This is a genomic window from Priestia sp. RMT2NF4 (genome assembly GCF_047872835.1).
Classification (GTDB): Bacteria; Bacillota; Bacilli; order Bacillales; family Bacillaceae_H; genus Priestia; species Priestia zanthoxyli.
On sequence record NZ_JBLQZO010000007.1, the window covers coordinates 33,112 to 55,723 of the forward strand.

Sequence of the window (22,612 nt, forward strand, 5' to 3'; positions counted from 1 at the left end):
TACCTTTTATATCATATACATATAATTATCTTTCTTATGAAACGAGGTTATTATGGGTGTCTTTAATTTAATTCAGCTAATTTTCTCAAACGTTCTTTGTCTCTAATAATGTAGCCTCGCGATTGCTTTTCAATAATATTTGATTTACATAGTTGGGCTAGTACATGGAGTAGATGGCGATATGATACACCCAAGTATTCGCATACTTCAGTATGTTTTTCTTTATAAAAGTTATCATCAGCCGACAATATTATAAAGGCAGCAAGGCGATTCTCAAGTGGATAGGCCTGATTTTGTGTATACTTTGCTGAAATTCTAGTTGCTTTCTCGCTTAAAAAACTGCATAAATATCTGAGAAATATAACATCTGTTAAGAGCTTATTTTTACAGGTATCAATAGGAATAGCCAAACAGATGGTTTTTGTGACAGTTTGTATGGCTTTAGAATATCGTTGTGAATTTAATAGTTCCACTTCCCCCATAAATGTTGGAGCTTGTAAAAAATTAATTAAGGACACTTTCCCATTCTCGTGTGTAACATAGAGTTTTGCCTTACCTTCAACAAGATAATAAATATATTGAGGATAAGAGCCTTCCTTATAAATAAATTCACCACGTTCAAATTCGCAGACCTGAATAAATGGAGCAATTGGAAAGGAAAAAAGTGATTGAATAGAGTATTTCTCGATATAGTGATTTTGCATAGGGTTGTTTAAGAATTTCATTTTTTCTCCTACTATTATAAAAAATATGAGATATCTCACATTATTTTATGTTTTTACATGCTATGATGCAATAAAAGTTGATAGATCAATAGGGAGTTGTTTCATAAAGATGATCAAACAAGATGGATATTGGAATGAAGTAGCTAATAAAAAAGAATTTACTACGCCTTTTCAACCTGAATTATTCCTAACACATGTTAGTAACAATGCTGCCATATTGGATTATGGTTGTGGGTATGGACGGACTTTATTGGAATTAAGAAGTTACGATTATAACCATTTACATGGTGTAGACTTTTCGGAAGAAATGATTAAAAGAGCTAAGTCTCATGACTCAGAAATCGATTTTCAAGTAATTCAAAGTGGGAACCTTCCTTTTTCTAAGAATTCTTTGGATGCTGTTTTACTTTTTGCAGTTTTAACATGTGTGTATAAAGATGAGGAACAGAATGCTATTTTAAATGAGATTAAACGAGTACTAAAACCAGGAGGTATTATCTACATCAATGACTTTTTACTGAATAGTGATGAAAGAAATAAATTACGTTATGAAAAGGGAGTCACTAAGTATCATACATATGGGGTTTTTGAATTACCAGATGGGGCCATTTTACGTCATCATAGCGAAGAACGTGTGAAAGAATGGGTAGATCAATTTGAAACCTTAGAATACAAGAAATTAGAATATACAACTATGAATGGAAATCGTTCAAATGGTTTAGTGTATATGGGAAAATTAAATTGAATTTATTAGAGATAAAAGTATAAAGGAGAAATTGTATTGGATAGATGTCTTACAGCGTCTTAATCAATTTACGCCATAAAAAGGAGAAAGTGCATTCTGAATTGGAGATGTTTATCTAGAGGATAGAAAAAACTTTTCAGAAGAGACCTTCACTCTTATTGAGTGAAGGCCTCTTTTTGACGAGTTTCTTCTATAAATTCTTTTATTTTCTGTTTTTTCTAAGTGAAGAGAGTCCTATAAGGGCTGCTCCAAATGTAATTATAATTGCAACGGCAAGGATTCCCAAGGACACAACTTTGTTAGGAATATACCTAGCAAAAGTCGATAAAGGTGTCCCTAAAATTCCTAACCAGACTAAAGTTATTAGCTTAGAAAAACACCTTGAAATTCCACATAATCACCATCATAGATAATATCAAGCAGATTGTTGCAGGAATAATCATCTTAATAGGTTGATGAGCTCGAAAAATATGGGCATGTATGGCACCTATCATGAGAATTACAAACAATACGCCAGATACAAAAACCAAGTATGGATTCCAAATACCGCCAATCATTCCTATTGCTCCAATAAGTTCCACAATTCCAATTACAGACATTAACCATAATGGATATTGATAGTACTGCCAATGTTCAACCTGAAATGGTATACGAAAAAGTTTTATAAAACCTCCTACTAAAATAAAAACGGCTAAAATCGCTTGCATAATAATCATCATCTAAACTTACTCCTTTTAAAAATCCTTTTGGGTAACATCCTCATGGATAATAAGTTGGGTATATATCCCGCATGGTGTTCTATCATTAATTTAATAAAAAGCCATGAAGTGAAGATTATATATGTTGTATACAAAGTTAGTTACCATAACAGGAATTATAAAAAACAAAAACAAGACGCACCGATTAAGGATTTTATGAATCTTCCCTGTGAATATAACAATAATATAAATGCCACTATGTCGAATAACTATAGTTAGTTTGAGACTTCTTCAAAGGTTCTAACTGGAAAAGTTCCAAAGCCTTTGATTGTTGGAGCAACAGCATAAATAAAAAGTTTTCAGTTGAAATTTCTTATAAGTTGCATAAATGTTTAATGATTAGAATTTCTCGCGCCAATAAAGTTGTATGTACAGGACAATCTTTACCTGACGTATTATCTATATTTACAGAATCAATTCCAACTAAAAAAGCTCTTTGATCCCCTAAATATTGTGCTGCTTTCTCAATTAAATACGGGTGATTTTCAAAGTATTGATTCGTATTCCAATATTGATCCCAACCTGTGTTGAATAAGAACAGCTTTTCCTTCCATAGCAAGGTCATAAAAGACATCCTCATCAATCTCTTTTTTGTTTTCATCAATATGAACAATGATTCCTTCTAGACCAGCCATCTTATCAATTAATGTTTCCGATAGATCTTTTCCATTAACATACCTATGAAAAGGAACATCAATATAAGTTCCTGTATTAGACACCATTTCTATTTTTTCAATTTGAAATTCTATACCTTCTTCGTAATGTTTTCGAGATTCTTCCCGACTTAAATCATCACAAATGATTGGGGCAGGAAGCCCTTTAAAAGTTATAATGCCATCTCGAATGGTATTATGACTCAAATCAATATATTTTTGACTCTTCATACCAAATCCCCCCTCTGTTCACATTAATAAAAACAACTTGTATATGGGGATTTCATTATTTTTTCTTTTTCTAAAGGTGTATACTTCCTACAATCCTAATTAACATATTGTCAATCAAATAAAATTTCAAGTACAAATAATATGTCCTCTACTTTAACAACCAAGCATATATAACTGCCTCAAAAGAGGAAAAATATTCTATTGGGATGATAAAACGTGCGAGAATGAGACCTGCTGGCATTAACATAATAAAATACTTCAAGCTGAATTTACGTTGCCAGCCTAAAAATAATAAAGGAACAACAAGACCTAAATTTAAAATAGAACCTACTACCACTCCATTTAAATTAGGAGATGATGAATTGATTTGAAAAAAGGAATGATATAATAAGTAATTTGAAATTAACACAAAAAGCAATCCGAAAAAACATAATGTGGACGTTGCATTTTTCTTAAGAATCAAATGATTCACCTCATTTTTAAGGTTTTTAATAGTATTTCATCTATATAATTAGTTGACATGTTATTTATTATTAAATAATTATTTTATCTAGAAAGCTCCTCAATAAAGGATTTTCTCATTGATTTAAAAGGAACATGAAAACCGTTGATTAACATGCTATCTTACTTTATTTCAAGTTAAACAGGTTTTAGCATAGTGAATTTTGGTTATTTGTTACGTATCTATAGTTACCTTTGTATGGATACATTTTTTATTTAGGGGTCTACTACCCAATATCTTGTGCCTTCTTTATTTCTTCTTCACTAATCTGATAATTACTCATATCCATCATAACGCCTCCGTACGTTCTATATTCATAAGATATAGTTGATTCTATTATTCAATCAATAATTGCTTAAGCATCTCTAAATTGATTTGGGGAACTTCACAAGCCAGACGAAGGTAATTTTCAATGTCACCGTATTGCTCTATAATTTTGTTATAAACATCTTCTAAGTAATCACGTCTAACTTCTAAGATTGGTTTTATACGCTCTGAAGACATTTGGAACAAACTCATCCATCGAATAAACATTTCTACCTTTTTCATACGTTTCGCAATTAATTGATTAGATAAAAGGTATTCATTTATCACTGTTTCATATGGCACCCCCACAAGTAATTGGATAAGGGCTGATATAAACCCAGTACGATCCTTCCCTCCGGTACAGTGAATGAGAGCAGGTAAATTTTTTTGATTTGAAAGAAACGTGATAACTTCATTGATTTCCTTATAACAACCAAATGCCATATGGTCATACATTTCTTTCATTATTTTTTCAAAATCAATGGTATTGGATTTACTAACTAGAAACTTAAAGAATTCCAGATGTGTAAACTCTCTGCTCTTATCATGAATTGATACGTTTAGTAGTTGAATTTCCTTTCCAGTTTGGATACGACTGACTTTTGATTGTTGTTCCTGAAGCGTCCTTAAATCACAAATTGACTTTATATTTATTTGATGAAAATTTTCTACATCTTTTTGAGACAATCGAGACAGTTCATCTGAACGGAATAGGATACCGGTCTTCACGTGACAACCATCTTTGGTTTTAAAGCCTCCAATGTCACGGAAATTATATAAATTTTCAAATTGGTATATGTTTTCTGCAATTTTCATTTTCGTTTCTCCATTTTTATTTAGTCAGATTACCTTTTATCTTGTTTTACTTGAAAGCTTTTATAAAAGGTTCAATTACGGCTAATACTTCTTCTTTATTTTCTAAATGCAGAGTATGACCTACATTCTTTATCTTTTTATGTTGTAAATTAGGGGAAATCTCTAATGCTTTTTGCACATCTTTATCCCTTACTACCCCCCCTAATTCAGGATTGCCTTGTAAGAGCAACACGGGACATCGAATTCTACGAAGTAACTTATCTACTTGATATCCAGCGTATGTTTCCTCAAACCGATCTATCATAGCTGTTAATACAGCTGGATCCATGTATGTTAAGTTTGTTATCATTTCATCAACCAAGTGAGTCCTTGTATGTGGGAGTTTAGAAGTATTTTTAATTAATGCTTTAGGATTTGTCAATGCTATTTGATTGGAGTGTAATATATCTCTCCATTTCATTAACTCCATGGACCCTTCTTTTAAAACTGTCATAGACAAGGGGGAATCACCAATAATTACCCCTGTAACAAGTGTAGGGTGGTTAACTGCCATCATAAGACTAATCATTCCACCAAGTGAATGACCAAATATAAGTGTCGGTTTGTTAACATGTTTTTTAAGAAAAAGAAAGATATCTTCCACATAATCTTTTAATCTGTAATTTTTATCTCCTCTACCAGATTTACCATGTCCTCTTAAATCTACTGCATATACATGGGTTAGCTTTTCTAAATTAGGCAGAATAGTACTAAAAGTTTGCCACCTAGCAGTCCCGCCATGAAGTAGCAAGAGAGATATATCAGACGAATTAGGATTTGTTTCAATATAATTTAAACGAATCTTTCCTGAATCAAAAACTTTTTCTAACATTTTTTCACCCTCTTATAAAGAATTATTTTTAATTATATGACCAAAAAAGTATATATAGTCATATAAAACCTAAAAAAATATTATGATTATTTAAGAATGTTTACTTTTATTTACATAACGGTTAAGATAAGTATAAACAGTATATGACTAAATGTCCATAAAAAGTCACAAAAATCTCAAAAGGAGTTTTTCTATGCCTAAATTTACAGAACAAGAAAAAGAACATATTCACCAATCCCTTATGGAAAAAGGAAGAGAACTATTCATCCAATATGGGCTAGCTAAAACAAGTATTGATGATATTATACAAGTATGTGGAATTGCAAAAGGTTCTTTCTATAAATTTTTTCAATCTAAGGAAGAGCTCTATTTTGAAATCTTAAAAAACGAAGAAGAAGTAAGAGAAACTGTACTCAATGAACTCTTTCGTGAAAATCTTCCCCCTAAAGAGTTACTAACTTCCTTTTTTCATACGTCTTTTAAATTTGTTGAAGACAACCCCTTTCTTCAGCGTGTTTTTCAAAACGACGAACACGAAAGACTCACACGAAAGCTTCCACAACAGATGATGAAATTTAACAAATGGCAAACTCAAAGAGGTATCGATGCAATCCAAATTTTGATGGAGCGTGGTGTCTTACCTCAAGAGAATCCAGAAGTAATTGTGGGAGTCATCCAGGCCATTATGATGCTACGATTACACAAAGAGGAAATTGGCACCGACCTTTTTCCAAAAGTAATGGATAAACTAATTGATTATGTAGCTATAGGCTTGACTAAATAAGAATTTCAATCATATAGAAAGGAAACTCGTCAAAAAGGAAATCATTTGAATTTACTTCAGACTAAGAGGGAAATTTTTACTTTTATTTTTAGACTGTCTAGAGTATTTGTTCTTAATTATGTCGGGGAAGCGAGGGGCATCACTGCCCCTAACTCTCCTAAGAACCTTACGTGGGCATTTCGACTCGTACAGCTCAAGCCTCCCATTGCAGATCCGTTTGATATCGTACCTTCATCACACACCATATCGGTAAGTAAAACGTATGCCGACGCTCCAAATAGATACGACAAGGTTAGGTAGGTTCTTCACTCCGAGCAAGATACGGGACGCATCACAGCAGCAAGTGGCATTGCAACGTAAGAGCCAATCCAATATATTTTGAAAGGAATGTAGCTCCTAGAAGGTGAAAATGAAAGAATGGTCATTCAATCTGTTTTTCTATATCAATTAATTGTTGTAATAAAATCTTTTCTCCTTCTGGGCTTAGCACGATATTACCTATATACACTTTATTTTTATCACTTACCTTACCAGTGATAGCACAGGGTTTACTTTCACCACATTTTTCGATAATTATTAAGTCATTTTCTATAGACATCTCCACATAACTCTCACTGCCTTTTATCCCTAAGGTTCGTCGTAGTTCACTAGGGAATGTGACACGTCCAAATTTGCCTAAACCCTTAATCAGCCCTATTTTTTTCATTTTCTCACTCCCAATTTAAATTATCTTTCCATTTAATAATTGTTATTAATTAATTGTATTTTGGTGACAAATTATCTCCATAAGAGAATTTTTTACTGGAGTAATTCCTATCACAAAAATGTATTATATTACCTTATTATCTTTTTCTTTTAATAAAAGTAATATATGAATTTAAACTAATAACAAAGATTTATTAAACCTCATTTTATGATACAAACTACACAATTAAACAAAATTCTACATAAAATCATCCAATAATATCCATTAAATTATTTATATGTAAAAAAGTATTTAAATCCATATATGATAACATTAAATGCTTCTATATCTAAATAATGGAGAATACGCACTTCTTTCTTATCGAATCATTCACAAAAAAATAATTTAGAAAATTTATAATTTTTGTCGTTTTCTGTATGATTATATAGTTCCTATTATAAATTAAAGATACGATTTCGCTGAAGAAAAATGAAAGCGTTTAATAATAGTTTATCTTTTCTTAATTCCACTTCAATGGAGTGAAGATATTTATAAACTAACTACAGAAAAAAAGTTGTTCTAATTGTATCCTTATTAATGACTTAAAAGAGTATCACTATCTCTTCAAGTTACGCTGATGTATCAACTCCTTTTGAAGCTAAGCAGACTACGATATCTACTATAATCCTTCCCTTACAAAGAAAGGGACTTTCGAGGATGTAATAGTCTTTCTATAATTACTACAACTTATATGAGAGAGGTTAAAAAAATGAATCATTTACATCGTAGGATGTGAACTTTTTCTTTAACAATGGTTGGACTAGGTTCAATCATTGGTTCAGGTTGGTTATTCGGGGCATGGAGAGCAGCTCAAATTGCTGGACCTGCTGCTATTATTTCTTGGATTATCGGTATGATTGTTATTTTATTTATTGGGCTTTCTTACACCGAGCTTGGATCTATGTTTCCGGAAGCAGGAGGTATGGTTAAATATACACAATATTCTCATGGATCGTTTCTTGGATTTATTACTGCTTGGGCAAACTGGATTGCTATTGTATCTGTTATCCCAGTTGAAGCTGTTGCCTCTGTACAATACATGAGTTTTTGGCCCTGGGAGTGGGCAAAGTGGACAAGTAGTTTAGTGAAAAATGGCACGCTTACTTTACCTGGATTAGGCATTGCTTCTGTTTTATTACTTATTTATTTCTTACTAAATTATTGGACAGTAAGTCTCTTTTCCAAAGCAAATTCACTCATCACAATCTTTAAAATAGTGATTCCTGGCTTAACAATTGGAACACTTTTATTTTCCGGTTTTCATAGTGAAAATTTTACATCTTGAGAAGGCATCGCACCAAATGGGTGGGCAAGTGTACTGACGGCGGTAGCAACGTCCGGCATTGTGTTTGCATTTAATGGTTTTCAAATCTCCATTTGCTGATTTGGCTATTGCTTTAAGTATTAACTGGCTTGTTATTGTATTGTACACTGATGCATTTGTTTCTCCTTCTGGAACGGGAATAACCTATACTACTACCACATCTCGTATGATATACGGTATGGAAAAGAATAAATATTTACCTGGTGTTTTAGGGAAATTGCACCCTATTTATGGTGTGCCACGTCAAGCAATGTTTTTCAATTTAGCCGTATCATTTATTTTCTTATTTCTATAGAATCTCAACTCTGAGACATATAGTGAAATTTTCACTATACACCACTTGGAGATATTATAAAGTGTCTTGCTGTCGATAAAAAAGTTCCAATTAATTTGACAATATCCAGTCCCTAGAAACCTAACACGTTTTCTTTTTCAGGTTTCCATCCAATATGCCATATTCGTTTTGAGCAATTCTTTCACTTTCTGCATAGCTTATAGATTACAATAAGCAACATCGATTCCCATTAAGTGCCCAAAATAGTGATGTACGATTGTGTTTGACATACCTTTGTTATCCACACTGTAAATTCTTTGATCATGTTAATCAACTCACGAATGTACTTGTTTTTGTGATGATCAAACTGTTTGTACGTTTCCTCTACTTTACTAAAATCAATCCATTTCTTTAGTTTAATCATAGGCGGGTTGGTGCTCAAAAAGTACGCGAGTTCTTGCAGCTGATTACTGATCCTCAGCCATGTTTCTGCTTTGATTTCTGTCACTTGGGTAGGTTCATACTGTGGCACATACTTGCAAATCGTGGTGTAGAAATAAGCAAAAGCTTCATCAGCAAAATAGACCGATTCTTTATTCCAATACTTTGCATTGTACTCACCTGGCTTCACTTCTATATAATAAGCATTTTCCACCTTATCCACATCTGTTATCATTTCAAAAGGAGATTCCATAGTAACACCTCTTCTTTAGATAACGTTAGTATGTCCGTTTTTATTAGTGATTCACCTAAAAATCACTCCAAAGTTAATATCATGTACTTTTATTTTTTTAACCATTTATAAAACATAGGTATGATTGCCCTTCCTTTGAATAGGTTAGTTGTAAAAAAACATATAGCCGAAAGGAAGTAGCAATTATGCATATAGAAATAAATACCTTATTTACTTTAGGTTCTTTAATGGGTTTATTAGTAGGTGGAAGACTTCTTAAATTAGTTAGTCACCTGTCACGAGGTAGAATTCAGTTTATGTATGCGATATGTGGAGGAATCTTATTAGGGTTGTTATTTTTTGATATCCTTCCTTCCACATCGCATCTGTATGATTTAAAAGGCGTTCTATTAGGCATCGTAGCAGGATATATCGTTATGCTATGCATTGACCTCTTTTTGCATAAAACAAATAGTGCAATTTCACCTTTTCAGTCACTTATTTTATTAACGGCTGCAATCTTTTTTCATAATATTATTACAGGAATTACCTTTGGGATAACAGATCTACATCAGTCAACTTCCGTATTCGTAGCTACCCTCTTACACCAAATTCCAGAGGGTATGGCCCTAATGACCGTTCTCTCCATAGCAAAAATACCTAACGTCTTCTTTTTATTCATTATAGTCCTTCTATCACTATCTTTGGGCGGGAGTTTATTAATTGGAGAAAGTGTACAAGCTTCCTCCCTTAAAATACAAGCCTTATCGACTGGAGGAGCAATTGGTACCCTATCTTTTGTTATTTTTCATGAAATAATAGGAAAGGCTATTAGTCAGTTCAGAAACCTACATGTATGGCTATTAATATTGCTAGGAGTACTAATTATTTATATTTATCAATATTCCCTTTCACTATTTCATAGTCATTAAATTTATATAGAAAATTTTAGAGATCTTAATTTATAAGGTCTCTTTTTTATCCTTATAAGATTAAGCATATTACATAAGAAATTCAAAAATCGTGATCCGAAATTTTTCTGATTTGTTAAGAAGAAGTATGAGATTGATTTGAAAACAGCTTTTGAGTGACACAAATGAAGGTTCATAAATGATTTTTGATGAAGTTGAAAATACTAAAACAAATAGTCAAATTAAATCTTTAAATGATGAAGCTTCTGTTAAGGTTTCCCAGAACTTAAAAGCACCATCCCATCATAAAAGAATTAACATTCTATATCTACTGTCTTAAAAGGAATCTTTAGTATATAAGACTTTCGGGGATTTAAAGATCCACCCATTGAGTTTTTTGAATAAACTACTTTTAGTGAAATCCAGAACAAGAGAAATAACGTTTTTTCAAACAATGATCAGGTTTTTGCAGAAAGGAGAGATTTTTATGGGAAACAACCACAATCACGACCACGGAGATGTATTTCATTCCCATGCTCCAATTGGGAAAATGAAATTAGCATTTTTTCTTACTTTAATTATCCTGGTAGTCGAGTTAATTGGAGGATTCATTTTACACAGCTTAGCCCTACTTTCTGATGCTGGACATGTACTTACAGATATTGCAGCCATAGGGCTATCGTGGTTTGCTATACACCAAGCCCAAAAGCCAGCTTCGGAAAATTTCACTTACGGGTATCACCGTTCAGGATACTAGCTGCTTTTATTAATGCCATGACGTTAATTGTTATTGCTGTTGTCATACTATACGAAGCCATTGATCGCTTTAAGGGTCCCCAACCAGTGGGAAGTACATGGATGTTTATTAGTGCATCTGTTGGTTTAGTCATGAACCTTTACTTAGGTCTTGGCTTAAGGAAGGAAGATAACATCAATGTAAAAAGCGCCGTACTTCATATGATTGGGGACGCAACGGCTTCGGCAGGAGTTATTATCGGAGGACTTATTATCCTATTCACTGGCTGGAATATCGTAGATCCAATCCTAAGCGTTCTTATTGCATTCTTAATTGCTTTGGGCGCATGGAAAATTGTAAAGCAGACAATAGGAATTTTAATGGAAGGTACACCGAAAGGAATCTCTTTAGAAAAAGTAATGGAAACAATTCATGCAGTTAAAGGTGTACTAAATGTCCACGATTTACATGTTTGGAGTATAACTAGTGGGAAAAATGCATTATCCTGTCATGTGGTGTTAAATAATCAAATAAGTTTCCTGGAAAGTCAGGTCATATTAAGAGAAATTGAATCCAAACTTCAACATCAAGAAATTGAGCATGCAACTATCCAGTTAGAAAACGAAGAGCACTCTCATGATGAGTCAGCTATTTGCTCCACCACCAAACGTGAAGGTCATCACTAATACAACTTGGTGTTTTTATATGTGTAAACCCTGAAGAATATTGCTGTCGATAATAAACTAAATGTATAGGTCAACAGACAAAAAAATCATGACTCACTTTTACGAATTATTATTTCCCAGCTCTTTCTTACATTATGAATGAGTTTTTGTGTTTCTAAAAAGATATATTTTCACGAACAAAATATTCAAATCTATTGCAGAGTGTTAAAGAAATTATTATCGTTAATAAAATAAAAAGCCATCTAGTATTTGCAGGAAAGGTGGCTTTTTACTATAATATGCACGTCCAGACATACATACTATATCTTTTCATACAATCACATGTGAAAAAGACTATAAGACTATAAGAATTTAAAGAAAGTATTAATAATAAAAATCACACTTAAAAGTGCAATAAAAACAATCAATTCAATTGTTTCCTCACTATCTTTTATTTTATACTTTAAATCTCTATCTTTAAGCTGTATGTTTTTCTTATATCCTAATTCCATATGATTAATTCCTTCCTTTTATGTATTCGTTTTAATTGGCATGTTTACTATTTGGCTTGTTTCCACATGTAAGTTAGCACCCTCTATACTGTGTTCTTATGCTAATGTATTCTCTACTTTAGCTGTTATATCATGAGCAGCGTCTACTCCCAAGATGGAATTTGCGAGAATGGAGATATCTACTACAGGACTCCATAATGTTTCCTCCCTTTTATCCTAACAAAGCAAGTTCAAGTGGGTCTATAGCAACCTTTTTGAAGGATTCTATAAAAATAAACCCCTATCAAGAAAGTTTCGTTAAGTAAAAAAAGTAACAATCTTAGATTTATCTGTTACATGTTTAATTAAATTTATTCAATATTTCATGGGCCGTAGCTTAGATATAGACGATGTTCTACTTAATATGTTTGGAACAGTTATAGGTTATGTGGTTCTTTTAATAAATAAGCAAGCCGGTAAAATAAAAAAGGGTGACTATATAGATATCTGCCTTTTTGTTCCAATAATCTAGTTGATGGTAACTAGGTATATAATTTATAAAACAGAACAACCTACTGCTCCTGTACAGTAGGTTGTTCTGTTGGGAATACGTTATTAGTCTGACCAGATTTGTAGATTCATATACATATAACTTTAAAAATAAACATTGTGATGACTCTGTTTTTAAAAATATACTCACTGACTAAAACATTCGGGTTGAGGTGTGCTAGCATCGTCTTTCCCACCTACAAAAAAGGTAAAATAGTTTCCGTTGTAGTCATCTTTAGCCGTCATTTCCCAATTAATGTCCCTCTCCCAATTCAATTCCTTCACTCTTTTTCCCTGATCATTTACATAATAATATTCTGAGTTGTGCCAACCTGAATCTTCCGTAGAATACCAACCAAAAGATTCTGGCGAAGATGTTTCTAACTTTCCATCTTTAGAAATTTTATGAATAACTTTATCATTTTGGGCTTTTAAAGGCGGCTTTCCTTTTACGTTATAAAAGACACCAACACAGCCTTTATAGCCATTTGGTATTAAATATACGGTATCTATTCCTCTTCGTTCGTGAAAAAACAAAAAATAGATTGTACCAACCAACAACAATAGTCCCACAAATATGTATCCTATTTTTTTCATTCTTTACTCCTTCAACTTCAGTACAAATATTTGATAAATTTATGAAAAATACAACGTTCGTTCATATGACAAACGTTATCGCTAATAAAAAAGGTTCATTTATCATTATAAGTCCTCACTTTTATATAATTGATGACTTAGTTATAACCCGACATAAATTACATTTAATTGTATACTCCGTTCATTATTAGTTAATATAATCATGATTTTAAGCACTTACTAAAAGAACCAATTAAGAGATATTTCTTTGTCACATATTAAAGCTTCAAGATTAAGGGGTTTAATTATATCCTCGATATTTTTATCTTTAGCTACAAGCAATGTTATAAAAGAATCATAGATTCCCATAAATGCAAAATCCATATTTTCATCTGTAATAATTGACTCATTAGGAGATAAGTTAGCTATTTCTAAAAATGACATATCATTGACTTTAAATGAACCATTTGTGTCATGAATAGGTTCAGAAAAATATAAAGTATTTTCCCCTTTTGAACAGAGGATTCTTAATAAACTATTTAGTATAAATAATGATGTACGATCTTCTTCAGGGTAATAGAAATCAGAATTAAACTTAGCATAGGAAGCTAACTTTTTATATTCATCGCTAGTATCAGTAAGGGTTTGCAACGCTATGGATAATTCTTTGTAGGATCCTAGATTACTCTTGGACATTACTTCTTTCCATGATATCGGTTCGCCAAGGTTAATTATTTCCTCATCACTAGGATATATATGCTGATAAGGGTTTTCTCTCTTTGATTTTTCCCAACCAAATGGCATCTGAACGAAAGGATGAAGTAGGATAGCAGCAGATTTAAAGCCGTGAGGTAATTGAGGTAAAATAGGTAAATCCCGGTCTAACCTTATATAATCCAACAATACATGAACATCTCCCTTCAATGTAGGTAGTTACGTATATTTTATATGTGTAGAATACTCACTTCTATTTCCTTAGCGTTCTTTATCTTTAAAGAACATTAGATCAAAAAAAGTTAAACTAATAGCCATCGCTAAAGGCGTGCTAAAATCATAACTATCTATTTCAGATGGCCGAAAAATATAGTTGAAAAAATATATAGCAGCGCTAAAGCAAATGAACAATCCAATAAATTTAAATAGTTTCTTTCTTAGTTCACACCATTTTATGCTTTTGATGTTAATGATAAACGTAATGATCAAATATAAAGATGCTTGAATAATGAAGAATACATAACTTAATATAAATCCAAACGAAAATGAATTATCAATATCCATATAAACAATAAAAGATATAATAATTGTACTTAGTACACATAGTGTACATATGATAGATGTTACGGTATTTTGTCTCAATTTCTCCCCTCTTCCAGCTTTTAAACTCATCGTCTATTTACGAAGAAATGCTTTTACTCTAAACAAGCTTCGTGAAAATAAAGAAACGCTATATATATAGTACTCGTTTCCTTTATAGAACATACAAAATGAATCCAATAACATAAACTAAAAGAGCAATCGTCCATTTTACTGTTCGGGAGCATTTAAATTTATCTAATTTACTTGATAGATAAATAGCAATTATGCCGATAACAATGTAAGTTCCTGGAGACCTCCATAATTCAGGAGTCAGTGTAAAGAGTATCCAGCACGTCCCTAATACAAATGCAGCACTAAGCTGAGATGAGTTCTCTTCCGTTTTATGTCTTTCACTTCTTGTCGGTAGTTGATTAGTGTCCATTTACTTCTTTCTCCTTCCTTATTGTTACATTTTATCAAAAGGTTGGCATGATTTCAGTCACGAATGGAAAATTTGTATAATAAGGATGTATGAAGGAGGGAATTAAATGAATAAAGATATAGAAGAAATTGTTGTGAAATCCTTTTTTGCGAAGAGAATTCAAGAAAGAGTCATGTTTGAGCTTTTTTCTCCTAAAAAACGGGATAAAGCACTGCATCGCCTTAACCACGATTATAAAAGAAATCTATGTGAACAATATATGATTGAAATTCCGACGCCTAATTCATGTGTTAGTGAATTAGCTAATCTACTTAAAAAACATGGTGCAGGGAAGCAGTGCTATGCCCTTTCTTTTAATGAAGATATCGATGGAAAAGAACTACCTTTACTTACTGCTTTAGAGCATGCAGTAGGCTATGGCTTCCCTTCTCTTATTGTATGTATTCCAAACAAACTTGCCTATTTTGAAGCTGAACAAGTTTATGGTCCTCCACCACGTTACATTTTAAAGCGATAAAAAAAGCCCTTCTAAAGGGCTTTTATACGCGCTGTATTTATCCATTTGTTTTTATTAGCGTTAACTTTTTATGCTTCCAATGAAATGAATGGACTTGAAGCTGCCGGGAAAGGCATTTTAAGCTTTTATTAGCTTTCGTTTTCACTATCGTTATCAATATCATTATCATTGTCAGTATTACCATATTTAAAATCAATAATGTTTTTTCTAATTTCTTCTCTAATTTCAGGGTTTTCTTTTAAGAAAACCTTAGCGTTTTCTCTTCCCTGTCCTAAACGTTCTCCATTATATGAAAACCAAGATCCAGACTTTTGAACAATATCTACTTCAGAACCAATATCTAAGATTTCTCCTTCTCTTGAGATACCTTCTCCATACATAATATCTACTTCAGCAATGCGGAAAGGAGGTGCCATCTTATTTTTGACTACTTTAATTCTTGTTTTGTTACCAACTATGTCATTTCCCAGTTTAAGTTGTTCAGCGCGGCGAACCTCAAGGCGAACGGAAGAATAGAATTTTAGCGCTCTTCCACCTGGCGTTGTTTCAGGATTTCCAAACATAACGCCTACCTTCTCCCGGATTTGGTTGATGAAGATAGCAATGGTTTTAGACTTATTAATTGCTCCAGATAGTTTACGAAGGGCTTGAGACATCAAACGAGCTTGTAGACCTACATGAGAATCTCCCATTTCTCCCTCAATTTCTTTTTGCGGAACTAATGCTGCTACCGAGTCAACAACAATAATATCTACAGCACCACTTCTAACTAATGCTTCAGCAATTTCAAGTGCCTGCTCACCAGTATCTGGTTGAGATAACAGTAACTCATCAATATCTACACCTAGTTTTCTTGCGTAAACTGGATCAAGTGCGTGTTCAGCATCAATAAAGGCAGCTCGACCTCCATTTTTTTGTACTTCTGCAATCGCATGTAAGGAAACTGTTGTTTTACCTGAGCTTTCGGGTCCGTACACTTCCATGATTCTTCCTTTTGGATAACCATTAATTCCAAGAGCGATATCTAAAGCTAATGAGCCTGAGCTAGATGCCTCAACTTTTGTATGTGTGCCTTCCCCCATCTTAATAATTGATCCTGTACCGAATTGTTTTTCAATTTGTTTTAGAGCCATATCTAGTGCTGCTTGTTTATCATTCATAATTTAAAACCTCCGATTGTTAGTACGTTTACAGTAAACGACAATGTATATGGATAAATAATAAGGATTGGCTCAAATGTTTTTGCTCCGTGCGAGAAAATTTTGTGTTTAACTGTCTTGGTTTATTCTGTTGTTCCTTTATTTATCTCTAAACCCTTAATATCGAACAAATGTTCCTATTGTGTAATCATACAATAAACGCATCTAGTTGTAAAGGAGAAAGTTTTGTACAAACCAGCCAAAGAAATATCTTTTTTGTAAAAAGTAGGTTTATACCTTTAATACTTACAGTTATTGAAACTTCAATCTATAAAATAACCCTTATTATACGCTCAAAAAATAATTCATCCTCTTATATACATTATGTCATGTGCTTAGACTATCGACTAACAAAAGGGATAAATTATAATAGATTTATTAGAGAAATTTTCAACCTAATAAATTCAAATGAAATTCGTTATTAAAAATGTGATACATTAAATAAGAGACAAGAAATGAAAGGAGTTTTTTTAATGAGTAACCATGAAGCACAAAATGAATTGCCACCAAAAACATGTACAATCGATCGACTTGTAACAATGCCGGATGATGTAAATAAAGTAATCAAAGGCAGCAAAACAGCAACTCGCCGAAATGGAAGATATGCTGATGTAGGAGAGATAATGGTTTTAGAAGATCAAAAATTTGTAGTGGAACGAGTTTATTCTCAATCACTAGGTGAATTAACAGATGAAAATGCTCGCCAGGAAGGCTATGCTACAGTAGAGGAATATAAACAATCTATTTTGTCTTATCATCCTGGGATGCCTTGGCTTCCGCAAATGAGGGTATGGGTGCATGAGTTCAGATTAGTTAACGATTGATAGGTAAAAGAAATGGATTTGTTGTACCGTATATTAGTATATATTCATGTTTCTAGTGTCATTTTATCGATTGGTCCTTTTTTTATTCTCTTGCCAATTGTTAAAAAACTACATAGTTCAAGAGAACAAGAAATGAATGCCTATTTGATCACATTTCAATCTGTTGTTAGGCTCGCAAAACATACGGGCCATGTTCTTGTTATCACAGGGATACTCCTCGTTATGTGTGGCCCATGGACGTGGACTACGCCGTGGATTATAATGACACTGATTTTCCTTTTTTGCTCCTTGTTCTTTCTGGCCCGTGCTTTTTCACCAACACTTCGAAAGTACAAGGAGGAAGGACAAAATAAAAAAGAACTGGCAACTAAACTAGAGCGATCTATTTGGATTTATATCATTCTATTAATGACTATGCTTTGGTTTATGGTCGGTAAGCCAACTTTTTGGTGACACCCATCCATTTGTCATCACTAAGAGTAAATAGTTAAACTGATTATTTTCATCAAATACTTTACGTTTTACTTAACATAACTCGTATTTTAGGTATGAAAAAAGATTTTTGCTTGTATATCAGATGCACATTTGGATTAAAAATAAAAAACCCCTATTAACCATATGTTAAAGGGGTTCTTACTTATTGTTTAAACTCCAAGTATGAAGTTCTTATAGAACAATACACTAAATATCAATATGTTTCAAGTCAACCCAAGTAATTATCTACTTGTTGCTACTATTAATAGGTTGATCTATAGACTGTTGGGTCTCAAATAGAGAGGTCTTAATGCTGATTAAAGACGCCACAATCGTTAGGATGCCTGCTGAAATAAAAATTAAAGAGACGCTAATATATTCAGCTGCAACACCTGCTAGCATTCCACTAATCGGTAAAGCCAAAAAAGCTAACATACGAGTTGAGCTAATTACTCTTCCCAATAAGGCTGATGGCACAATCTCTTGCCTAAGGGTAAACCAATTAATTGCTAATAATGTTACCGAACCGACAATTACAATTCTACAGACTATTAACAAAATAACTGCAGTGTTTGAAAAAGTAAGGATAGTTTGACCTAAACCTATTATTACACCACAATAGATAATTATATTTCCCCGTGGTAATTTATTTAGTTTATTTGCAGCATAAATTGCTACAAATGACCCTAAGGTTTGTAGGGAAAATATTAAACCAATATACTGTGCCGATAAATGTAAATTATCCTTTAGATGAAACATAAATAAAGCTTCCATAGCACCATAACCCACATTGATTAAGAATATGAGAATAGTCCCTATCAAAATCTTTTTAGTATTTATAACGTATTTAACTCCTTCAGCTATTGAATTCATTATAGAACTATTAACTGGATTCTGGCTTTTATATTTCTTAGTTATTAAGCCAATGAATATTCCAGAAAGAAAATACGTAAAAAAATTAAAATATAATAAGTTATGAGTTCCAACCAAAGCAATTAAAATGCCTGCTATTGAAGGGCCTGCAAAGGTTGTAATTGTCTCTGATAACTTGAATAAAGAGTTACCCTGTATTAAATTTTCACCTTCTAAAATTTCTGGTATGACTGATTCAAAACTTGGATGATAAAATGCACTCACAGCTGATATTAAAAAAGCTACCACATATACAATCCATATATCTAACACGTTTATTAAAGCTGCAAGAGGTATGATAATAATTAAAATGGCTGATAAAATATCACCTATTAATAAAATGTATTTCTTACTTATACGATCAGCTAAGGCTCCGCCTAACAAACTAAACAATACTTGAGGCGTAATTTCTAAAACAAATGTTAATGCCATTAAACTTGGTGATTTAGTCAAATCATATACTAATAAAGGCAGTGCGATTTGAAAAAAAGACGTGCCCAACTTACTTGTTGTGGCACTTAAAAATAAGCATAAAAAATCTCTGTTCTTTAGTACTTCATAAGATTTCAACATTTACCCCCCCATCATAATTATTTACCTGCTGTTACAGGTGCGGAATGGCAAACTGGACAATCCTCTTTCTTATTCCACTCTGAAATAGGGTAAGTTTGATATGTAAGGAAATTTAATTCCATCATTTTCCCTAATGATGTTGGAGTTTGAATACCTGTTACCAACCCTAAAAATTCATTTACAATAGCACCAGCCAACATAGCTACATTAGGACTAATCGCAGCATTATTTCGTTGAAAATTTATCTGATGCATACTGTCAAGTTGCTTATTAACTATAATATCACTTTCAATTATTGTTTGTTTATGACACTCTACACACCCAGTTTTTCCTGGTAACATAGAATAAAATCTGCCCCTTGTGTTTAGGACTCCACCTGAAACTAACGGCTTTCCTAACTTCACTACTGCTTCATTTACCCAGTCCTGTATATGAAGGGTTGGTTTATCGGCTACACAAATTACATAATCACTACCTTCAATATGTGCCATTACATCTTCAGCACATTCTATACGCTTATTAGTAACGTTTAACTTAACATTAGGATTAAAACGCGATATTCTTTTCTTTGCTAATTCCGTTTTTAACTTATTAATATCTTTTTCAGAATATAACAACTGTCTATTAAAATTGCTTAATTCCAAAGTATCAAAATCCAATGCATTAATGTTATGAAAACCTAATGCAGATAGATGATATAGTATTTGACTACCTAAACCTCCGATTCCGAGCAAAGCAACCTTTGTATTTATGATAGTTTCTTGCACATTGTACTTATTGTCCTCTAAAGACGTAAAAAGCGAAAAATAATTAAGGTTTGCTTTGTATCTTTCGAGTTCATAATCTCCTATAGATTGAGGATTTAAAGAATTATCTTCTAAATATTTCTCTGTATCTAATGCCTTTATCCCTTCCAATACCTCATTTTCTTTTATGTTTGGATACTTTTCTTGGACTAAATGTATTATTTCTTCTATAGAATTTTTTCCGTTAATAAGAGAAATTAAATACTTAATACTTCCACTGGGATCTTCAATAACTCCTGCTACTCCATCTTCTTCACCAATATGGATTTCATCATTTATAAAAAATACAGGAATTGTCTCTTTGAACTTAGGTTTCATTTTCTACATTTCACTCCATTTCTCTTAATTATTGAAATAGGGAACTATCATATGATAGTTCCCTATATTTACAGACTTGAAGTTTAAACAATAAGTAAGTAGTTCACATAATGATAACGTTTTAGCCTGGAATACCGTTTAATACCGCAGCTTTATTAGTTGTTTTCTTAACTTTTACCTTCATAACTAACACCTCCATTTCTTAAAAGATATATTTATAATATTGCATTAAAAAGGCATTTTCAACAATTAAATCCAATTTTTATAATATTCAAACAAAAACAGGTAAATTATACTTTTTTTCGTTTATTTTAAACCGACAAATATTCCATTTATAATATTTTTTCTTGCATGTAAAACCAGCATAGATGAGTAATCCAGGTTTCCGCAGTTTTCCATTGAGTAGATATTTTTCTAACTTGTGATTCTGTTAATAATTCGTTATACTCATAAATCTCTCCTACTACTTTACGTATAATTAAATCTCCTGCGGGTAGAATGTCTTGACGTCCTATACCTCTCATTAGTATTGACTCTGCCGTCCATTTTCCTATACCTCTATGTTTCATTAAATAGCTACAACCCCCTTCACGATCTAATAAATATAAGCAACTTAAGTCTAGCTCCTCATCTATAATGGCTTTAGTTATTTCATGAATATATTCAGCTTTCCTTTGACTTAGCTTTAAGTCACGAAGTTGGTTTATATTTAACTTCATCACCTTGTGGGGGCATAAATCTGTATAATATTCACAGTTATTAATTATTATTTTAGCTCCTGTTTTTTCTAACAAACTCTTTTTAATCCTATGAGCAACTTTTGCACTAATTTGTTGACCGATGATTGCCCATATGATGGATTCGTAGACACTTCCTAATAAAACAGGTCTAAACCCTTCGTACATTTTTATTAATTTTCCTATCTTAGATTCATTAGCTATAGACTTTTGAGCTTTGTTTATATCTTGTTCCAGACAAAATATTGTGATAATTTTCTCCTTTACTAGTTGAACCTGATTATTCTTAACTTCTTCACCAATAACTTTAACTTCCAAGTACTTACTATCGATTCCTTCGTCCCTAACTAGTACTAGGTACGTTCTTCCCCCTATTATAAAAGCTCTACAATATGTGTTTTCAATAACCTTCTCGATTACAAAAGAGGGCGAGTTTTTTATGTACCTTAAAATTAAATCAAAATTATATATGCTTGGTTTATTAATTCTAATTATTTTTTGTCTCATAACTTCCTCCTAATTTTTAATAAATCTATATTAACAGGCTTTCTTGAAAAATTAATGATTAATCTAAATAACAGATAATATTTATAAAACCATCCATATTTTTCATTGTAAGACTTTGGATATGTTATATTTATAGTAAAATTAAAGGAGTGAGCGAAAATGGATGCGATGAGTTTTATTTTACTAAACTTTGAAGAAGTGAGACGTCGAAGTATAAAAGTATGGATGTCAATACCTCAAGATAGGTTAGACTGGCGCCCTGATCCAGAAGCAATGTCATGTAGGGAAATGATACATCATGTTCTTGAAGGAGAATACCTCTATCATCAAATGTTAGAAAAACCCCTTAACCTTTCTCTAACAGAGGAGCATAATCCTTATAAGGCAGTAACATTTAGTTCTGTTGAAGAAGCATTAAAGTTTGCTCAACCATATAGGGAAAAATTTATAGAGTTTTTAGGCCTCCTTAATGAAAAGCAGCTAACAGAGATAAAGATAGACCGATCGGAGATGGGATATATTCGAGAGTTAGGAGATATGTTGTTACGAGTGGCTTACCATGAATCAGTACATACAGGACAACTTTTAGATTATTTAAGAACTGCAAAAGTTAAACGTCCTATAATATGGGATTAAGTTTCTGATTAATCTCCCGTTGTTTTATTTTTCTCT

Annotated in this window: 25 protein-coding genes and 2 pseudogenes; 10 read left to right on the plus strand and 17 right to left on the minus strand. The window is 32.4% G+C overall.

The annotated features are described in order from the left end of the window. Positions 1 to 62 precede the first annotated feature (62 nt). Positions 63 to 725 carry a transcriptional regulator YeiL gene (gene yeiL / locus ACMX9J_RS22570; protein ID WP_416226201.1) on the minus strand — a complete coding sequence of 221 codons (663 nt, stop codon included), beginning with the start codon at positions 723 to 725 and terminating at the stop codon, positions 63 to 65. A gap of 109 nt (positions 726 to 834) precedes the next feature. On the opposite strand from yeiL, the gene ACMX9J_RS22575 reads away from it, so the two are divergent. Next, positions 835 to 1,470, plus strand: a complete 636-nt coding sequence (locus ACMX9J_RS22575; RefSeq protein WP_416226202.1) for a class I SAM-dependent methyltransferase — start codon at positions 835 to 837, stop codon at positions 1,468 to 1,470. A gap of 368 nt (positions 1,471 to 1,838) precedes the next feature. Here the strand turns inward: ACMX9J_RS22575 and ACMX9J_RS22580 are convergent, their stop codons facing one another. The 6 genes from ACMX9J_RS22580 to ACMX9J_RS22605 form a co-directional block, all read right to left on the minus strand. Continuing rightward, positions 1,839 to 2,189 carry a DoxX family protein gene (locus ACMX9J_RS22580; protein ID WP_047751209.1) on the minus strand — a complete coding sequence of 117 codons (351 nt, stop codon included), beginning with the start codon at positions 2,187 to 2,189 and terminating at the stop codon, positions 1,839 to 1,841. Positions 2,190 to 2,541: 352 nt separating this feature from the next. Continuing rightward, positions 2,542 to 2,793, minus strand: a complete 252-nt coding sequence (locus ACMX9J_RS22585) for a cyclase family protein (RefSeq protein ID WP_416226203.1) — start codon at positions 2,791 to 2,793, stop codon at positions 2,542 to 2,544. Further along, entirely contained in the window at positions 2,714 to 3,112 is a 399-nt protein-coding gene (locus ACMX9J_RS22590; RefSeq protein WP_416226204.1) for a cyclase family protein, read from the minus strand. Before ACMX9J_RS22590 ends, ACMX9J_RS22585 begins: the two co-directional genes overlap by 80 nt. Positions 3,113 to 3,260: 148 nt before the next feature. Beyond that, on the minus strand, positions 3,261 to 3,521 hold the full coding sequence (locus tag ACMX9J_RS22595) for a hypothetical protein (RefSeq protein WP_416226205.1): 261 nt from the start codon (positions 3,519 to 3,521) through the stop codon (positions 3,261 to 3,263). A 429-nt stretch (positions 3,522 to 3,950) separates the two neighbouring features. Continuing rightward, positions 3,951 to 4,736, minus strand: a complete 786-nt coding sequence (locus ACMX9J_RS22600) for a tyrosine-protein phosphatase (protein ID WP_416226206.1) — start codon at positions 4,734 to 4,736, stop codon at positions 3,951 to 3,953. A 46-nt stretch (positions 4,737 to 4,782) separates the two neighbouring features. Continuing rightward, a complete protein-coding gene (locus ACMX9J_RS22605; protein WP_047751213.1) occupies positions 4,783 to 5,607 on the minus strand; it encodes an alpha/beta fold hydrolase in 825 nt (274 codons plus the stop codon). A 193-nt stretch (positions 5,608 to 5,800) separates the two neighbouring features. Here ACMX9J_RS22605 and ACMX9J_RS22610 point away from each other — a divergent pair, with 193 nt between their 5' ends. Then, positions 5,801 to 6,391, plus strand: a complete 591-nt coding sequence (locus ACMX9J_RS22610; RefSeq protein WP_047751214.1) for a TetR/AcrR family transcriptional regulator — start codon at positions 5,801 to 5,803, stop codon at positions 6,389 to 6,391. Positions 6,392 to 6,812: 421 nt separating this feature from the next. On the opposite strand, the gene ACMX9J_RS22615 is transcribed toward ACMX9J_RS22610, so the two are convergent. Continuing rightward, entirely contained in the window at positions 6,813 to 7,097 is a 285-nt protein-coding gene (locus ACMX9J_RS22615; protein WP_047751215.1) for an AbrB/MazE/SpoVT family DNA-binding domain-containing protein, read from the minus strand. Positions 7,098 to 7,887: 790 nt separating this feature from the next. Here ACMX9J_RS22615 and ACMX9J_RS22620 point away from each other — a divergent pair. Next, a pseudogene (locus tag ACMX9J_RS22620) lies at positions 7,888 to 8,752 on the plus strand (APC family permease); the annotation flags it as partial. Positions 8,753 to 8,984: 232 nt separating this feature from the next. Here ACMX9J_RS22620 and ACMX9J_RS22625 read toward each other — a convergent pair. After that, positions 8,985 to 9,428, minus strand: a complete 444-nt coding sequence (locus ACMX9J_RS22625) for a hypothetical protein (RefSeq protein ID WP_176344249.1) — start codon at positions 9,426 to 9,428, stop codon at positions 8,985 to 8,987. A gap of 185 nt (positions 9,429 to 9,613) precedes the next feature. Between ACMX9J_RS22625 and ACMX9J_RS22630 the strand changes: the two genes are divergently transcribed. Beyond that, entirely contained in the window at positions 9,614 to 10,339 is a 726-nt protein-coding gene (locus tag ACMX9J_RS22630) for a ZIP family metal transporter (protein ID WP_416226207.1), read from the plus strand. 529 nt (positions 10,340 to 10,868) lie between these two features. After that, positions 10,869 to 11,740 (plus strand): annotated as a pseudogene (locus ACMX9J_RS22635) (cation diffusion facilitator family transporter). 341 nt (positions 11,741 to 12,081) lie between these two features. Here ACMX9J_RS22635 and ACMX9J_RS22640 read toward each other — a convergent pair. Continuing rightward, positions 12,082 to 12,231, minus strand: coding sequence for a hypothetical protein (locus ACMX9J_RS22640; protein ID WP_155017187.1), 150 nt, complete (start codon positions 12,229 to 12,231; stop codon positions 12,082 to 12,084). A gap of 316 nt (positions 12,232 to 12,547) precedes the next feature. Between ACMX9J_RS22640 and ACMX9J_RS22645 the strand changes: the two genes are divergently transcribed. Further along, entirely contained in the window at positions 12,548 to 12,742 is a 195-nt protein-coding gene (locus tag ACMX9J_RS22645; protein WP_416226260.1) for a VanZ family protein, read from the plus strand. 164 nt (positions 12,743 to 12,906) lie between these two features. Here ACMX9J_RS22645 and ACMX9J_RS22650 read toward each other — a convergent pair whose 3' ends face one another. The 3 genes from ACMX9J_RS22650 to ACMX9J_RS22660 all read right to left on the minus strand — a co-directional run bounded on the left by ACMX9J_RS22650 (position 12,907) and on the right by ACMX9J_RS22660 (position 15,073). Next, positions 12,907 to 13,356: a DUF6843 domain-containing protein gene (locus ACMX9J_RS22650; protein WP_176344251.1), complete on the minus strand. Its 450-nt coding sequence runs from the start codon at positions 13,354 to 13,356 to the stop codon at positions 12,907 to 12,909. A 219-nt stretch (positions 13,357 to 13,575) separates the two neighbouring features. After that, positions 13,576 to 14,238 carry a DUF2711 family protein gene (locus tag ACMX9J_RS22655; RefSeq protein ID WP_416226208.1) on the minus strand — a complete coding sequence of 221 codons (663 nt, stop codon included), beginning with the start codon at positions 14,236 to 14,238 and terminating at the stop codon, positions 13,576 to 13,578. 565 nt (positions 14,239 to 14,803) lie between these two features. Continuing rightward, positions 14,804 to 15,073 (minus strand): hypothetical protein, encoded by a 270-nt coding sequence (locus tag ACMX9J_RS22660; protein WP_033578645.1) that lies wholly within the window; start codon positions 15,071 to 15,073, stop codon positions 14,804 to 14,806. Positions 15,074 to 15,179: 106 nt separating this feature from the next. On the opposite strand from ACMX9J_RS22660, the gene ACMX9J_RS22665 reads away from it, so the two are divergent. After that, positions 15,180 to 15,590, plus strand: coding sequence for a hypothetical protein (locus ACMX9J_RS22665; protein ID WP_328141958.1), 411 nt, complete (start codon positions 15,180 to 15,182; stop codon positions 15,588 to 15,590). A gap of 128 nt (positions 15,591 to 15,718) precedes the next feature. Here the strand turns inward: ACMX9J_RS22665 and recA are convergent, their stop codons facing one another. Then, positions 15,719 to 16,750 (minus strand): recombinase RecA, encoded by a 1,032-nt coding sequence (recA, locus tag ACMX9J_RS22670; protein ID WP_416226209.1) that lies wholly within the window; start codon positions 16,748 to 16,750, stop codon positions 15,719 to 15,721. Positions 16,751 to 17,262: 512 nt separating this feature from the next. Here recA and ACMX9J_RS22675 point away from each other — a divergent pair. Together ACMX9J_RS22675 and ACMX9J_RS22680 are read left to right on the plus strand one after the other, a co-directional pair. Beyond that, on the plus strand, positions 17,263 to 17,613 hold the full coding sequence (locus ACMX9J_RS22675) for an ASCH domain-containing protein (RefSeq protein WP_033579502.1): 351 nt from the start codon (positions 17,263 to 17,265) through the stop codon (positions 17,611 to 17,613). Between the two features lie 18 nt (positions 17,614 to 17,631). Further along, positions 17,632 to 18,066 (plus strand): DUF2269 family protein, encoded by a 435-nt coding sequence (locus tag ACMX9J_RS22680; protein WP_028413797.1) that lies wholly within the window; start codon positions 17,632 to 17,634, stop codon positions 18,064 to 18,066. A gap of 267 nt (positions 18,067 to 18,333) precedes the next feature. Here ACMX9J_RS22680 and ACMX9J_RS22685 read toward each other — a convergent pair whose 3' ends face one another. The 3 genes from ACMX9J_RS22685 to ACMX9J_RS22695 all read right to left on the minus strand — a co-directional run bounded on the left by ACMX9J_RS22685 (position 18,334) and on the right by ACMX9J_RS22695 (position 21,940). Beyond that, on the minus strand, positions 18,334 to 19,569 hold the full coding sequence (locus ACMX9J_RS22685; RefSeq protein WP_416226210.1) for an MFS transporter: 1,236 nt from the start codon (positions 19,567 to 19,569) through the stop codon (positions 18,334 to 18,336). A 20-nt stretch (positions 19,570 to 19,589) separates the two neighbouring features. Next, entirely contained in the window at positions 19,590 to 20,696 is a 1,107-nt protein-coding gene (locus ACMX9J_RS22690; RefSeq protein WP_416226211.1) for a HesA/MoeB/ThiF family protein, read from the minus strand. Positions 20,697 to 21,028: 332 nt separating this feature from the next. Further along, positions 21,029 to 21,940 (minus strand): DNA-3-methyladenine glycosylase family protein, encoded by a 912-nt coding sequence (locus ACMX9J_RS22695; protein WP_028413800.1) that lies wholly within the window; start codon positions 21,938 to 21,940, stop codon positions 21,029 to 21,031. 159 nt (positions 21,941 to 22,099) lie between these two features. Between ACMX9J_RS22695 and ACMX9J_RS22700 the strand changes: the two genes are divergently transcribed. Continuing rightward, complete coding sequence (locus ACMX9J_RS22700) at positions 22,100 to 22,576, plus strand: DinB family protein (RefSeq protein ID WP_033578639.1); 477 nt, start codon at positions 22,100 to 22,102, stop codon at positions 22,574 to 22,576. The last annotated feature ends 36 nt before the right edge of the window (positions 22,577 to 22,612 follow it).